The organism is Clostridium algifaecis, assembly GCF_017874415.1.
In the GTDB taxonomy this organism is placed as follows: Bacteria; Bacillota; Clostridia; order Clostridiales; family Clostridiaceae; genus Clostridium_B; species Clostridium_B algifaecis.
Map to the genome: position 1 here is coordinate 23,432 of NZ_JAGGLM010000021.1, position 14,814 is coordinate 38,245.

Here is a 14,814-nt window from a genome sequence, read left to right on the forward strand (position 1 = left end):
TTAATGTCTTTAATGACAGGGGAAGAATATGTAGAAAGTTTAAGAAAGTTAAAATTAAATGTTTATTTGTTAGGAGAAAAAATAGACAACCCAGTAGATAATCCAATACTTCGTCCATCTCTTAATTCAGTTAAGATGACTTATGATTTAGCACAAATGCCAGAATATGAAGATTTAATGACTGTAAAATCAAGTCTTACAGGTAAAAAAATAAATAGATTTGCCAATTTACATCAAAGCACAGAGGATTTAGTTAAGAAGGTTAAAATGCAAAGATTATGTGGTCAGAAGACTGCTGCATGTTTCCAAAGATGTGTTGGTATGGATGCTTTTAATGCAACATTTAGTACTACTTATGAAATAGATAAAGAACATAATACAAACTATCACGAAAACTTTAAGAATTTTTTAAAGTATGTTCAAGAAAACGATTTAGTAGTAGATGGTGCTATGACAGATCCTAAAGGAGATAGAGGATTATCACCAAGTAAACAAGTTGATCCAGATTTATATTTAAGAGTTGTTGAAAGAAGACCGGATGGAATAGTAGTAAGAGGAGCAAAAGCTCATCAAACAGGTATATGTAATTCTCATGAAGTACTAGTTATGCCAACTATTGCAATGAGACCAGAAGATAAAGATTATGCAGTAGCATTTGCAATACCAACAGATACAAAAGGAATAACAATGATAGTTGGTAGACAATCATGTGATACTAGAAAAATTGAAGAAGATGCAGATATAGATGTAGGTAACAAAGAATTTGGAGGAGTAGAAGCTTTAACAGTATTTGACGATGTATTTGTACCAAATGACAGAATCTTCTTAAATGGTGAAACTGAGTTCGCAGGAATGTTAGTCGAAAGATTTGCAGGATATCATAGACAAAGTTATGGTGGATGCAAAGTTGGAGTTGGTGACGTATTAATAGGAGCTGCTGCAGTTGCTGCTGAATATAATGGAGCTGCAAAAGCATCACATATAAAAGACAAATTAATAGAAATGATGCACTTGAATGAAACACTATATGCTTGTGGAATTGCATGCTCAGCTGAAGGATATCCAACAAAAGCAGGAAACTACCAGATAGATTTATTATTAGCTAATGTATGTAAACAAAATGTAACAAGATTCCCATATGAAATAGTAAGATTGGCAGAAGATATAGCTGGAGGACTTATGGTTACTATGCCATCTGAAAAAGATTTCCATAGCCCTGTTACTGGAAAATATGTATCAAAATATTTAGTAGGAGTAGCATCTGTACCAGTAGAAGATAGAATGAAGATATTGAGATTACTTGAAAATCTATGCCTTGGTACAGCAGCAGTTGGTTATAGAACTGAATCAATGCATGGTGCAGGTTCACCACAGGCACAAAGAATAATGATATCAAGACAGGGAAATTTGAGACAGAAAAAGGCACTGGCAAAAGCTATAGCTAGAATAAAAGAGGATTAATATGAATGGGGAGCGTATTTTACTCCCCAAATATAAAAAGAGGTGCTTTAGTCTATGAAAGAAAAGATATTAGAAGTAATTGATAAAAAAATAAGACCTTATTTAAGAAGCCATAAGGGAGATGTTGAACTCCTTGACATAGAAGATGGAGTTGTGAGAATAAGACTTTTAGGACAGTGTAGTGGATGTATATCTGCAGATTACACAGTAAAGGATGTAATTGAAACTTCTTTGAAAGAAAAAATTCCACAAATAAAAAAAGTTGAACTTGTAAATTGTATGAGTGAAGAAACTTTAGATATGGCAAGAAAAATATTAGGCCGAAATTCATAAGGTGATATGATTTGGATATAGGAATAAAATATTGTGGAGGATGTAATCCAAAATACGATAGAAAAAAATTTGTTCATAGATTAGAGAAAAATTCAAATTTTAATTTTGAAATAGCTGATTTTAATAAAGTTTATGATGTAGTTATAGTTTTATGCGGGTGTAATAGTGCTTGTGTAAATCATAAAGAGCTTAAATTTAAATTGGAAAAAATATTAGTTAGATCTCAAAAGGACTATTATGAGGTTAAGCAAATATTAGATAAATACTCTTGTATATAAGAAGGAGTGATTTTATGAATTGGAAAGACATATACAAAGATAGATTAGTAAGTGCTAAAGAAGCAGTTTCTAAAATAAAATCCAATAGCAGGGTAGTCACTGGACATGCTGTTGGAGAACCATCAGAGCTTATTGATGCCATGGTTGAAAACAGAGAAAACTATAGAAATTTGGAAATAGTTCATATGGTAGCTATGGGAAAAGGCGAATATGCTAAAGAAGGAATGGAGAAATATTTCAAACATAATTCGATATTCGTAGGTGCTAGTACAAGAGACGCTGTTAATTCAGGAAGAGGAGACTATACACCATGTTTTTTCTATGAAGTACCAAAATTATTTAAAGAGGGTTATATGCCTGTAGATGTAGCATTGATTCAGGTGAGTGAACCGGATGAGCATGGGTATTGCAGTTTTGGAGTGTCAAATGACTATACTAAACCAGCAGCAGAGAGTGCTAAACTTGTAATTGCTGAAGTGAATAAAAATATGCCTAGAACTCTTGGAGATTCTTTTATTCATGTATCAGATATTGATTATATGGTTGAAGTCTCACATCCAATAATAGAACTTAAGCCACCTAAAATAGGTGAAGTTGAAAAGGCAATAGGTAAATACTGTGCATCTTTAATCGAAGATGGATCCACACTTCAGCTTGGAATAGGTGCTATTCCAGATGCAGTACTTTTATTTTTAAAGGATAAAAAAGACTTAGGTATACATTCAGAAATGATATCTGATGGAGTTGTGGAATTGGTAAAGGCAGGAGTTATAACAAACAAGAAAAAAACACTTCATCCAGGCAAAATAGTTGTAACATTTTTAATGGGTACAAAAAAATTATATGATTTTATAGACAACAATCCTATGGTTGAAACTTATCCAGTAAATTATGTAAATAATCCACAGGTTATAATGAAAAATTATAAATTAATTTCAATAAATTCCTGTGTTCAGGTAGATTTAATGGGTCAGGTATGCTCTGAAAGTGTAGGCTTGAAGCAAATAAGTGGAGTTGGAGGCCAGGTCGATTTTATAAGAGGAGCTAATATGTCAGAAGGCGGGAAAGCAATTATTGCTATACCATCTACAGCAGCTCATGGCAAGGTTTCGAGAATAGTTCCAATATTAGATACAGGTGCTGCAGTTACAACATCCAGAAATGAAGTCGATTATATTATTACAGAATATGGGATTGCAAAACTTAAAGGAAAGACCTTAAAAGAAAGGGCAAGGGCTTTAATAAATATTGCACACCCAAATTTTAAAGAAGGATTAATAAAAGAATACGAAACTAGATTTAACTGCAAATTTTAAAACTAATGTTTTTTAGAAATTTCATTTATAATTTATATAAGTAAAGGTTAGTATACTCCTAAACTAAATCCAACCTTTACTTATAATAAATAAACATGGTACTTACTGCAATAATAAGTATCATACAAATAACATGATAGTTAATCTGACTTTGATTGTCAATACAATTATGGAAACAAATAGAACTTATGTAAACGATTCTAGATCGCAATTATAAAAAATAAATTAGTGAAGGAGAATGCTATATGGCTTTTAAAAGAGAAGAAGGGAAAGAACAACCATATACACCAGCGGGCCCCTTTAAGATACGTATCCCGGGAATTCATTACAGATTTGAAGTATCAGATTATATTCAAGGACTTTTAATGTGTGCAGTATGTCTTGCAGCAATTCCTATGCTTCAGCAGTATCTTGGAATGCCTTTCAATGTTGCTTTGGCTATTGTTACACTTAATGGAATACTTTATTGTGCCCATGTATTTTTAGGTGATCCTGTTGTACCAGGATGGGTTACACCAGCTATACCACTCTTAATGTTATATGTTAGTACTTATCCTATGGGACCAGAGAGAGTACAAGCGTTGATTGCATTTGAGATGAGCTTAGGTATATTGGCTGCATTTTTAGGTATTACTGGACTTGGAAAGAAAGTAATTTTATTGGTTCCAAGTGCCATGCAGGCTGGAATAATATTGGGAGCTGGATTAGCAGCTGTAAATACTGTATTTGGAAAAGGTGGAAAGTTTGAAAATTACCCTTGGACTATTACTATATGTATAGGTTTGGGATTCTATCTATTATTTTCAAATCAATTTAAGAGTATTAGAAATAAGAATAAACTACTTCAAGTGATTTCTAACTTGGGTGTTTTACCTGTTATGATATTAGCAGTAATTATTGGACCTATTGTAGGTGAAACTATACTGCCTACTATTAAATGGGGATTTTCACAACCAGCATATGCTGAACTCTGGAGTAAATGGACATTTTGGAATATAGGTTTTCCGTCAGTTAAGATGTTTATAAATGCTATTCCTATGGTTTTCTCAGCATATATAATACTATTTGGCGAAATGATTCAAGCACAAGCACTATTAGAGGATGCAGGGAAAGTACGTAAAGATGAAATTATAGATTATAACCCTAATAGAACTCACTTGATATTTGGATTACGTAATATAATAATGTCAGTTATAGGACCAGATATAACAATGTGTGGACCACTTTGGGCAGCAATGCAGGTTGTTGTTTGTGACAGGTATAAACATGGAAGAAAAGCTATGGATTCTATAAATGGAGGTGCAGCTTCATTTAGATTTGGTACTCTAACTGGATACTTCCTTTTACCTATAGTTACTCTTGTTACTCCTATACTTAATATAGCAATGGCACTAACAATGTTGATACAAGGATATGTTTCAGTTAGAATAGGAGTGTTAAAGGCACGTACTATGAATGATCTTGGGATTGCAGGAATCATGGCAGCTGTAATTATAGCAAAAGGAGCAGCTTGGGGACTTGCAGTAGGTATAGTATTATGCTTGTTAATATTACTTGGAAATAAAAAAGAATATGATGTTAATGTTTTTAAAGAAGAGAATGCATAATATAGAAGTAATAATTGTATATGATATAGAAATTTTTTAAACAATAAAATATGCTCCTAAATTTTATGAATAAAATTATATAAAATAAATATCTTTAAATTTATATTTAGAGGTATTTATTTTTATTTATCATTTATTTAAAACTGATATAATGGGAATATATAAATAATTATGTGGGGGAAATTTTATGGAGACTATAACGTATAATCTCAAAGATAGATATAAGAATTCAAATGAATATTATAGATGTATAAGCGAATTTACAGATGAAGTTCTGAAAAAAATAGACATTACAGAAGGTGATGTAATAGATGAATTTATGAAATTTCTTCGAGACTTTAATATAGAACAGATCAGAAGCAGAGAAGAGTATGAACTTGAATTCTTGATTATATCAATTCTCAGAAAAGTTTATATAGATAGAGCTTTAAATACTAAAATAATTCCTCAGTATATATCTCTTGTGTTTTCCGATATAATGAATGGTACGTTTAAAGCACTTAAAAAATTCTATAGGTAAATTTAAAGGAATATTGAGTTATAAATATATTATAGGAAATGGTACGGAAGTTGATAAAATCTTTTACAGCAATGATGATTTTAAAAAGTTGATTTTTTGGCTTAAATCATCAGGAGAGTTTAAATATGAAGTTAAGAGAATGAAAATATGGGAAATGTTCTTTAAAAACAGTAATGAGTCATATATTTTTAAAATTAATGAATGTTTCGTTAAAACAGCAAATTGGTTTAAAAAAAAGTCAAAGGAAAAGCTTGGAATATATACTTTAAATATTGAAAAATATTTAAATAATGATTATAAAATGCATCTAACAATGGAAGATAATATTTTTTGTGGAAGAACTGAAGTAGAATATCATCTTAATATGGTTGGGGCAGAAATCTTAAATAGGGCTTTTAGAAAATTATTTGTTAAAACTAATAAAAAAAGGCTGTTTTTGCCATCGTGTATGTGTTTAAGGAAGAATGGTATATGCAAAAAGACTAAAGCTAAAGATGGATTTTTATGCAAAGCTTGTTCTGAAAACTGCAATGTCAATAAATTAACTAAGCTTGGAAAATTACATAATTTTAAAGTGATAGTCATTCCCCACGAAACAGATGCTTTTTCTAATACAAAAAATATTAAATACGGAGATGTTGGAATTGTAGGTATAGCCTGCATATTGAATTTAATAGAAGGTGGATTTAAGGCAAGATATTTAAATCTCGTACCTCAATGTGTAATACTTGATTACTGCGGCTGTAAGAATCACTGGCATAAGAAGGGGATTCAAACTGATATAAATGATGAAAAATTATTTGAAATTCTGCAAATTTAAAAATTAAAAATTGAATATATACTAAAATAAGTAAGTATATATTCAATAAATACATTTTTGTTATTTTAACAAATTAAATAAATTTTTACCTTTAACTTCTTCCGCTTTCCAATCTATTATTGCAAAATTTCCTTTTGAAATTTTATTTATCTTATTTATCCATGTAATCTCACTACTAGCTTTTGCTTTAAGAATTTTGTTTTTAGTATCCGCTGCATATAAGCTGGAATTAATAATCCACCATTTGCTTTTAATTCCCGCACGGTTCAAGTCAGCTTGAAGTCTCATGGATTCGTAGAAAGGTGTAGCTTCAGCTAAAGTTACAATTACAACTTCAGTTCTATGTGAATCTCTAAGTTTAGGTAATAGATCTATAACCGACTTTGGTATGTCACCCTCCGAACGCTGAATTTCTTTATTATAGTTTTCAGTGGAGTCCAGAAGTAGAAGTGTATGTCCTGTTGGTGCTGTGTCTATAACTACAACTTCATCTTCTGATTTTTCTACTATTTCTGCAAAGGCTCTAAATACAGCAATTTCCTGGGTGCAGGGAGATCTTAAATCTTCTTCAACATAGGATATATCATTATCTGTCATAGTCTCTCTTGCTTTTTTAAGCACTTCATCTTTATACCTCTGTAATTCTTTTTGCTCATCTACGTGGCTTATAGTTATTCCATAACTTTCATCTACTACAAAATTTAAATGAGCTGCAGGATCAGTTGTGGTCAAATGAACCTTTTTGCCTTTTTTAGCAAGGCCTACTGCAATTGCAGCTGCAACAGTGGTTTTCCCTACTCCTCCTTTTCCCATAGTAAATATTACTTTTTTGTCTGTATTAAATAATTCATCAATGACAAGTTTCAACTTTGGCATATTTTTCATATCTAAATCTTCGCAATTATCTTTTACTTTATCATCTTTTAAAAATGCTCTTATATTTTCAATGCCCGTTATATTATAAGGTCTAAGAGCGATCTTGTAACTTTCTAAATCATTTAGATCTTCTGGCATATTATTTAAGGCATTCTGTTGTTTTAAATAAATTGACTTTGAAAGTTTATCATCGTATTTTTCCAGCACTCCATTTATAATTAAAATTTGATTGCTTACTCCTATATCTTTTAATTCTTTAGATGCTCTTTCTGCTTCTTTAAGCGGCACAATCTCAGGCCTGGAAACAAGCACAAGTATAGTTTTTTCTCCATCTGATAAATTATCCACTGCTCTTTTATATATTTCCTTTTTATCTTCAAGTCCGGATAACTGTCCAAGGCAGGAGGCTCCATGAGTGCTCTCACTAATAAAGTTGCTCCAGGCTGAAGGAAGCTTAAGCATTCTAAGGGTATGCCCTGTAGGTGCCGTATCAAATATTATATAATCAAATTTTCTTTTAGTAGCTTCATCGGTAATAAAATTTGAGAATTCATTAAAAGCAGCTATCTCCACAGTACAGGAGCCTGACATCTGCTCTTCCATATTTTCAATAACCGTATCTGGAAGCTTTCCCTTATATGGAGCTATTACACTTTCCCTATACTCTTCGGCTGCTTCTTCTGGATTGAGATTAGCAACTACAAGATTTGGTACTTCTTTTATAGGAACCCCTTTATTGTTGAGCTCAGTATTAAATACATCCTGTAAATTTGAAGCTGGATCTGTACTTATAAGCAAAATTTTCTTTCCTCTATCTGCCAGACTAACTGAAACAGCACAGGCAGCTGAAGTTTTTCCAACTCCACCTTTTCCAGTAAAAAATATATACTTAGTTAAATTTATATCATCAATAGCAAACTTCTTAGCAGCAGCCACCTTTACAATCACATCCTTTGTTTTTTATCTTCAAACCAGTTTTTAAATAATCTTCCGATATACCAAGGAACTCACAGAACTCCTCATTTGTAGGATAATCTTTTGTCTTCACAATTTTTCCATCCACCATAGTAACTGGAAGAATTTCAACACCTTTTTCATTTAAAATTTCATTTATAGTTTTATTATCAACAAAGATTTTAGGATTGGCACTTAAATTATATCTTTCAATAGATAAACCTTTATTTCTCAAATTATTTATTACAGTAGAAACCCTGAGTAGTTTTGGATTTATAGAAGGTCCACATACACCTGTAGAACAGCACATTGCCGGGTCAAAAATTATCATTTTTTTCATAATACATCTCTCCTCATAATTTTAATTCTTTTCTTTACAGATGCAATTATCTGTATCCGTTATAATATTAATTAAAAATAAAACTAACTTATTACAATTATTAGTATTTAATGAATAGTTGCTCCATAGTCCATCTTTCCTGCAATTTATGAGTTCGCAATCCATAAGAACTTTCATATGATGTGAAAGTGTAGGCTGCGTAAATTCAAAATATTCCAGTATATCACAGGCACATTTCTCTCCACAGGACAGCATATCAATAATCTTTAGTCTTTTAGGATCTGATAGAGCTTTAAATATTTTAGCATTCAGTTCATAATTCAAGCTCAATGTTTCACCTCCTATATAGATATTATTCTATATAATAATATATTATACCTTATATATTATGTCAATATAAATAAATATATATACATATATCTATATATATTTTAAACTTAAATAATTAAAATTATATTAACAAAATTTATATGGTTTTTTAAGGATTTTTTAAGCTTTATCCATGAAAATATAGTTAAACACAAAGGAAAGGAGCTAAAATATGCAAACAGGATTTTTAAGAAAAAATTTACTCAGGATAAGTTTAATTGTTATATTACTGGCATTATTGTTTGCCTGCATTTATACAATGAGCAATTATAAATCCAGCACTAATAATAATCAAAATAGAATGGAACAAAAGATGAGCGGCAATTGGTCCAATAAGGATAAAAATTTTGCGCCTCCGGCTGGAAGCACGAAAAGGCAGAGAGAATCTATGCCTAATAAAGGCAAAAATGTACAAAGGCAGCAGGGTTCTATGCCTAATAAAAATATGAGGAATAATTTCGGTTCTTCACAAAAAAGTACCTATGCACCACTGCTGACTATATATTTTGCAGCATTTCTCATATTAATAGCAGCGCTTTACTACTTATTTAAGATTAAAAATATAGCCATTGATTTAAATAATAGGAAGTTAATTATTTTTTCAATGTTATGTGCAGGTTTTCTTTTAAGAATTGCACTGTCAACTGTAATGGAGGGCTATGGTTCAGACTTGAACCTTTTTAGAAGCTGGGCAGAAACTGCTTCAAATAATTTTTTACAGTTTTATTCAAATGCAAGGTCAGGTGATTATCCGCCTCTTTATATGTATGTACTATTTTTAATAGGAAAAATTGCAAGCATAAGTTCAATTAATTCCTATTACACAGTACTTTTAAAATTACCTTCTATATTAGCTGACATAGCTACAGCTTATATAATATATAAATTATCAAGTAAGTATTTATCATTTGAAATAAGTGTACTTATAAGTGGATTTTATATATTTAATCCAGCAGTTTTTATAGATTCAACTTTATGGGGACAGGTAGATTCATTCTTTGCATTACTTATAGTAATTTCATTATTTTTGCTATCTGAAGGAAAAACTATGTGTTCGGCGGTGCTATTTACCTGCAGCGTACTTATGAAACCTCAGGGGATTATATTTCTTCCAGTAATATTTTTTGAGCTGGTGCAGAGAAGAGATATAAAATTATTTATAAAGTCAATACTATCTGCTTTAATAACTGCTGTAATTATAATACTTCCATTTTCATTTAATCAAAGTCCTACATGGATTTTTAAATTATATGCAAAGACCATATCAGAGTATCCTTATGCCTCTGTCAATGGATTTAATTTTTTTAACCTTTTGGGAGGAAATTATAAGCAGAGTTCAAGTACTTTTTTCATATTCAGCTATCAAATTTGGGGAATGATTGCCATTGTTGCAGTTACATTGTTCACATGGTTTATATACATTAAAGGAAAAAGTAGAAAGTTTGCTTTCTCTGCAGCACTTATACAGATTGCAGGAGTTTTCACTTTCTCTACAGGCATGCATGAGCGATACTTGTTTCCAGCACTGGCTCTAGCACTTCTATCCTTTATATATTTAAGGGATAAAAGAATTCTTACACTATGTGCAGGATACTGTATTACAATTTACAGCAATATATATTATATACTGTTTAAAGGCTCAGGTATGATGAATTCCAGTTCACACAGTATAATATCAGATGGTACTTCCATATTGAATATAATACTTTTTATATATCTAATAAAAATATTAATTGACATTACTAAAAGTAAGACTTTAAAAGAAGGGATTGAAAAATTATGAGTATAAAAAAAGCAATAATTCCAGCGGCAGGTTTAGGTACAAGATTCCTGCCAGCTACAAAAGCGCAGCCTAAGGAAATGCTTCCTATACTTGATAAACCAACTATTCAGTATATAGTAGAAGAGGCAGTTGCATCGGGAATAGAGGAAATATTAATAATTACAGGAAGAAATAAAAAATCTATTGAAGATCATTTTGACAAATCTGTAGAACTTGAAAATGAATTAGAAGATAGACATAAGGATGAACTATTAAAATTAGTTCAAAATATATCCAACATGGTTGATATTTATTATATAAGACAGAAAGAGCCTAAGGGATTAGGACATGCCATCAGCCTTGCTAAAAGCTTTGTAGAAGATAATCCTTTTGCAGTTATGCTTGGCGATGATATTGTTGACAGCAGTACACCATGTCTTAAACAATTGATAAACTGTTATGACAAATACAAAACTTCAATTTTAGGTGTACAACCAGTGAAAAAAGAAGTTATATCTAAATATGGTATTGTAAGTGGCAGAGAAATTGAAAAAAATGTTTATAAGGTAAATGACATGGTGGAAAAACCTAAAATAGATGAAGCTCCATCAAATATAGCAATTCTCGGAAGATATATAATAACACCTGAAATATTCAATATTCTTGAACATACAAAGCCAGACAAGAGCAATGAAATACAATTAACTGACGCTCTTAGAGAACTTGCAAAACATGAAGCCATGTATGCTTATTCTTTTGAAGGAGAAAGGTTTGATGCTGGAGATAAATTTGGTTTTCTGCAGGCTAATATTCACTATGCCCTAAAAAGAGATAACCTGAGAAAACCTCTTATGGATTATATTTCTAACATCAAATAATAAAAAATTTTAGTAACTATTAGCACCTAAATGTTTGTATAATCACTTAGGTGTTATTTTATATAGAATAAATTTAGCCACTCCATCTTCATCATTAGAACCAATAATGCTAGTTGCAAGAGCTTTTAACTCCTTGTAAGCATTTTTAACTGCATATTTTTCATCTGCTAATTTAAAAAGTGGTTCATCATTCAAGTTGTCCCCAAAACAAATAAGTTTGTCTGCTCCTATATATTTTTTTAGAAATTGTGCCGCATGGCTTTTATTAGCTTTGGAGTTTGTAGTTTCGAGCCAGAAATATCCTTTTGAGTATATTTCCTCTGTATAATGACAGCTGATATCCAATTTGTTTTTAAATAATTCATAACTGGATTTTAAATCAGAATCCTTTTCTATTGCAAATATATTTATAATCTTATATTTATTAAGGCTTGGAATAGTATCTATCTTGGTGAGCCTTTTATCATTATTATCTTTCCTTGATTTTATATAAACTTCATGTCCTTTATTGAATATTCCTTTATAGAAAATTTTCCTTTTTCCTTCGTCATTTATTACAGATATAAATGGAAAAATATTTTTTGAAGCATAATGTTTTAAAATAAAATTGGCAGTATCATTATCAACATAATTTTCTACAATATTTTTTCTTGAAACCGGGTCATAAATAAATGCTCCATTATTTAAAATTACAGGAAGCTTTAAATGAAGAGGCTTTAGTATATTTCTTGAAGCTTCATAAGACCTTGCTGTAGCTATGGTGAAATTTAATCCACGAGCTATTAAATTATTTATTATTCTAGCTGAATTTTCACTTACAATTTGCTGCGAATTCAAAAGTGTGCCATCTAAATCTGATATATATAAGTCCAAAGATAATTCCTCCATATTTAATTAGTTTATTTACAATATAATATTATATTTAAAAATGTGAACAATCAATAAAAAGATGTTATTTTTTTATTTGATTGGAAAATGATATAATTGCTATATAAACATTTAAATACATATTTAATATGATATGATTTAAAAGTAAAAAAGTAATTAATGAGGAATTACAAGGGAGATAGAAATATTATGATAAAAATAGATACCGAAAAATGTATAGGATGTGGACAATGTGTTAAAGATTGTTTTCCTATGTGTATAGAAATAGAGAAAGATAAGGCAAAAATCAATGATAAATACTGTATCAAATGCGGCCATTGTATTGCAATTTGTCCTAACAATGCTGTATCAATAGATGAATACAATATGAAAGATGTAAAGGAATATAATAAAGAAGAATTTCTAGTGGATGCTGATGCACTTCTGAACTTTATAAAATTCAGAAGAACTGTAAGGCAATTTAAGAATAAGGAAGTTGAACAAGAAAAAATTGATAAAATTATAGAAGCTGGAAGATTCACTGAAACTAGCAGCAATAAACAGGATGTATCATATACAGTTGTAAGAGAAAATCTAAAACAATTGAAAGATTTCACTTTTGAGAGCATTAATAAAATAGCAGATCATGTTCTTAACAGTAAAACTCTTGAAGCTAAACTGTATAGAAGGTATGCAAAGATGTGGATAAAAATGTATGAGGATTATAAAGAAAATCCTAAGAATGACAGAATATTTTTTGGTGCTCCAGTAGTAATAGTTGTTACAGCTGAATCACAGGTGAATGCAGCACTTGCTTCTTCAAATATGGAACTTGTGGCCAATGCACTGGGACTTGGAGTGCTTTTTAGTGGATTCTTTGTAAGAGCTGCTAAAGAGAGCAAGGATATTATAGATTTTATTGGAGTTAAAAAGAGAAAGGAAATTGTAACTTGTATGATGCTTGGTTATCCTAATGTTAAATATCTAAGAACAGTTCCAAGAAAAGAAGCAGATGTAATCTGGAAATAAATTTGACACAATCATGATTATACTCATTTATCTGAAAGTTATTTTTAACAATATCTTAATGTACCCTTTACATACAATAATACCATTAATGCTATATTTAACTATAGTATTAATATTAAAAATACTTAACTGTAAAGGGGTTTTTGTATGGTTACTAAGTTTAAAAATCTTAAACTAATCACAATTATAATCATGATGTCAACTTTATCTGTTATTTTTACATGTATAATAGGTTATATGGGTTATTCTAAAATGAAGAGCATTAACAATAATATATCAAACATGTATGAAGAAAACTTGACACCTGTAACAGATCTTTCAACTATAACTAGCAACTTTGTAAATATACAGCTCATAACTAATAAAGCTCAAGTGCAATATGATTCTATGTACGATGTACAAGTTTCAGGTTTTAATGATACTATAAATAAAGAACTTACAAAATATTCTTCAAAAAAATTAGGCAAAGAACAAGAAGTTCAAGTTAAAATACTTAAAAACAGCTATTCCCAGTATATAAAACTTTGGAATAAATCTAAATCAATTTTAATCTCTGGTGAAAGACTCCAGGAAGATGATTTAAAACAATTTGAAATATTGGGTTCCTCTATAAATGCATCATTGCAAGGATTAATAAAAGAAGAGGTAAACTCAGGTTACAATTTAAAAAATTCAAGTGATAAAATTTATAATAATAGTGTTTTAATGTTTTTAATCATAGTTACTATTATCTTAGCACTTCTTGCCATCATATCTTTTAGAATTATACAGAACATTAATAAATCTTCAAAAGAAATGATTAATGTATTAAACGAAGTTTCAGAGGGTGATTTTACAATTAAATTAAACACTTCAGGTAACAATGAATTTAGTATTATGAAAAGAAGTCTTAATGAAACACTTACTAATATATCATCTATGCTGAATACTATAAAAAGCTCTTTTTTTACTATCAATGAAAAATCAAATGTACTTTCTAAAATATCTGATGAAATGGCTTTTTCTTCTGAACATATTTCAAGTACAATTCAAAACATATCTGAAGCTACAACCTTGCAGGCTGGTGATTTGTTAAATATTTCTGATACACTAAATGAATTCAGTAATCAATTAACCAATGTAGTAACTTCAATAAAAGATATTAAATTAAATAGCAATAACATTCACTGCAAAACTATAGAAAGTAATGGATATATGCTGACTGTAATAAATTCAGTTGATGAAGTAACTTCTGCATTTAAAAACTTAACATTAACTATAAATAGTGTAAGTAAAAATATAAAAGAAATTACTCAGATGAGCAATTTGATCAGAAGTTTAGCACTTAAAAAATTTTTAGGACGGTAGTCCTCTAGATTATAAAGGTTTATGAGCATTTTTAGTAGAATTAATAAATTCCGATTT

The 14,814-nt window shown here is 30.1% G+C and carries 15 protein-coding genes; 11 read left to right on the top strand and 4 right to left on the bottom strand.

What is annotated here, in order from left to right; all coding sequences use genetic code 11:
• Window positions 1-3: 3 nt before the first annotated feature.
• From J2Z42_RS12050 to J2Z42_RS12075, 7 genes are all read left to right on the top strand, one after another.
• Window positions 4-1,461, top strand: a complete 1,458-nt coding sequence (locus tag J2Z42_RS12050; RefSeq protein ID WP_209703026.1) for a 4-hydroxyphenylacetate 3-hydroxylase family protein — start codon at window positions 4-6, stop codon at window positions 1,459-1,461.
• A gap of 54 nt (window positions 1,462-1,515) precedes the next feature.
• Complete coding sequence (locus J2Z42_RS12055; RefSeq protein ID WP_209703027.1) at window positions 1,516-1,794, top strand: NifU family protein; 279 nt, start codon at window positions 1,516-1,518, stop codon at window positions 1,792-1,794.
• A gap of 11 nt (window positions 1,795-1,805) precedes the next feature.
• On the top strand, window positions 1,806-2,072 hold the full coding sequence (locus J2Z42_RS12060; RefSeq protein WP_209703028.1) for a hypothetical protein: 267 nt from the start codon (window positions 1,806-1,808) through the stop codon (window positions 2,070-2,072).
• 14 nt (window positions 2,073-2,086) lie between these two features.
• Window positions 2,087-3,388 carry an acetyl-CoA hydrolase/transferase family protein gene (locus J2Z42_RS12065; RefSeq protein ID WP_209703029.1) on the top strand — a complete coding sequence of 434 codons (1,302 nt, stop codon included), beginning with the start codon at window positions 2,087-2,089 and terminating at the stop codon, window positions 3,386-3,388.
• A 245-nt stretch (window positions 3,389-3,633) separates the two neighbouring features.
• A complete protein-coding gene (locus tag J2Z42_RS12070; RefSeq protein ID WP_209703030.1) occupies window positions 3,634-4,995 on the top strand; it encodes a hypothetical protein in 1,362 nt (453 codons plus the stop codon).
• Between the two features lie 187 nt (window positions 4,996-5,182).
• Window positions 5,183-5,515 carry a hypothetical protein gene (locus tag J2Z42_RS14545; RefSeq protein WP_245331610.1) on the top strand — a complete coding sequence of 111 codons (333 nt, stop codon included), beginning with the start codon at window positions 5,183-5,185 and terminating at the stop codon, window positions 5,513-5,515.
• 13 nt (window positions 5,516-5,528) lie between these two features.
• Window positions 5,529-6,335 (top strand): DUF116 domain-containing protein, encoded by an 807-nt coding sequence (locus J2Z42_RS12075; RefSeq protein ID WP_245331611.1) that lies wholly within the window; start codon window positions 5,529-5,531, stop codon window positions 6,333-6,335.
• Window positions 6,336-6,395: 60 nt separating this feature from the next.
• Here the strand turns inward: J2Z42_RS12075 and arsA are convergent, their stop codons facing one another.
• The 3 genes from arsA to J2Z42_RS12090 are packed head-to-tail and all read right to left on the bottom strand — an operon-like array spanning window position 6,396 to window position 8,835.
• Entirely contained in the window at window positions 6,396-8,147 is a 1,752-nt protein-coding gene (gene arsA, locus J2Z42_RS12080) for an arsenical pump-driving ATPase (RefSeq protein ID WP_209703031.1), read from the bottom strand.
• On the bottom strand, window positions 8,134-8,505 hold the full coding sequence (arsD, locus tag J2Z42_RS12085; RefSeq protein WP_209703032.1) for an arsenite efflux transporter metallochaperone ArsD: 372 nt from the start codon (window positions 8,503-8,505) through the stop codon (window positions 8,134-8,136). Before arsD ends, arsA begins: the two co-directional genes overlap by 14 nt.
• Window positions 8,506-8,526: 21 nt before the next feature.
• On the bottom strand, window positions 8,527-8,835 hold the full coding sequence (locus tag J2Z42_RS12090) for an ArsR/SmtB family transcription factor (protein WP_281063555.1): 309 nt from the start codon (window positions 8,833-8,835) through the stop codon (window positions 8,527-8,529).
• Window positions 8,836-9,046: 211 nt separating this feature from the next.
• On the opposite strand from J2Z42_RS12090, the gene J2Z42_RS12095 reads away from it, so the two are divergent.
• Together J2Z42_RS12095 and galU are read left to right on the top strand one after the other, a co-directional pair.
• The gene (locus tag J2Z42_RS12095) at window positions 9,047-10,657 is read left to right on the top strand and encodes a glycosyltransferase 87 family protein (protein WP_209703033.1); all 1,611 of its coding nucleotides are present in this window, start codon (window positions 9,047-9,049) and stop codon (window positions 10,655-10,657) included.
• The gene (gene galU, locus J2Z42_RS12100; RefSeq protein WP_209703034.1) at window positions 10,654-11,514 is read left to right on the top strand and encodes a UTP--glucose-1-phosphate uridylyltransferase GalU; all 861 of its coding nucleotides are present in this window, start codon (window positions 10,654-10,656) and stop codon (window positions 11,512-11,514) included. Before J2Z42_RS12095 ends, galU begins: the two co-directional genes overlap by 4 nt.
• 42 nt (window positions 11,515-11,556) lie before the next feature.
• On the opposite strand, the gene J2Z42_RS12105 is transcribed toward galU, so the two are convergent.
• Window positions 11,557-12,387 (bottom strand): HAD family hydrolase, encoded by an 831-nt coding sequence (locus J2Z42_RS12105; RefSeq protein WP_245331612.1) that lies wholly within the window; start codon window positions 12,385-12,387, stop codon window positions 11,557-11,559.
• A 204-nt stretch (window positions 12,388-12,591) separates the two neighbouring features.
• Between J2Z42_RS12105 and J2Z42_RS12110 the strand changes: the two genes are divergently transcribed.
• Complete coding sequence (locus J2Z42_RS12110) at window positions 12,592-13,410, top strand: nitroreductase family protein (RefSeq protein ID WP_209703036.1); 819 nt, start codon at window positions 12,592-12,594, stop codon at window positions 13,408-13,410.
• 147 nt (window positions 13,411-13,557) lie between these two features.
• Window positions 13,558-14,757 (top strand): MCP four helix bundle domain-containing protein, encoded by a 1,200-nt coding sequence (locus J2Z42_RS12115; RefSeq protein ID WP_209703037.1) that lies wholly within the window; start codon window positions 13,558-13,560, stop codon window positions 14,755-14,757.
• Window positions 14,758-14,814 lie beyond the last annotated feature (57 nt).

Bases quoted from the DNA above. Each gene is read 5' to 3' on its own strand.
- J2Z42_RS12050 (WP_209703026.1), top strand. From the start codon at position 4: ATGTCTTTAATGACAGGGGAAGAATATGTAGAAAGTTTAAGAAAGTTA.
- J2Z42_RS12055 (WP_209703027.1), top strand. From the start codon at position 1,516: ATGAAAGAAAAGATATTAGAAGTAATTGATAAAAAAATAAGACCTTAT.
- J2Z42_RS12065 (WP_209703029.1), top strand. From the start codon at position 2,087: ATGAATTGGAAAGACATATACAAAGATAGATTAGTAAGTGCTAAAGAA.
- J2Z42_RS12070 (WP_209703030.1), top strand. From the start codon at position 3,634: ATGGCTTTTAAAAGAGAAGAAGGGAAAGAACAACCATATACACCAGCG.
- J2Z42_RS14545 (WP_245331610.1), top strand. From the start codon at position 5,183: ATGGAGACTATAACGTATAATCTCAAAGATAGATATAAGAATTCAAAT.
- arsD (WP_209703032.1), bottom strand. From the start codon at position 8,505: ATGAAAAAAATGATAATTTTTGACCCGGCAATGTGCTGTTCTACAGGT.
- J2Z42_RS12095 (WP_209703033.1), top strand. From the start codon at position 9,047: ATGCAAACAGGATTTTTAAGAAAAAATTTACTCAGGATAAGTTTAATT.
- galU (WP_209703034.1), top strand. From the start codon at position 10,654: ATGAGTATAAAAAAAGCAATAATTCCAGCGGCAGGTTTAGGTACAAGA.
- J2Z42_RS12110 (WP_209703036.1), top strand. From the start codon at position 12,592: ATGATAAAAATAGATACCGAAAAATGTATAGGATGTGGACAATGTGTT.
- J2Z42_RS12115 (WP_209703037.1), top strand. From the start codon at position 13,558: ATGGTTACTAAGTTTAAAAATCTTAAACTAATCACAATTATAATCATG.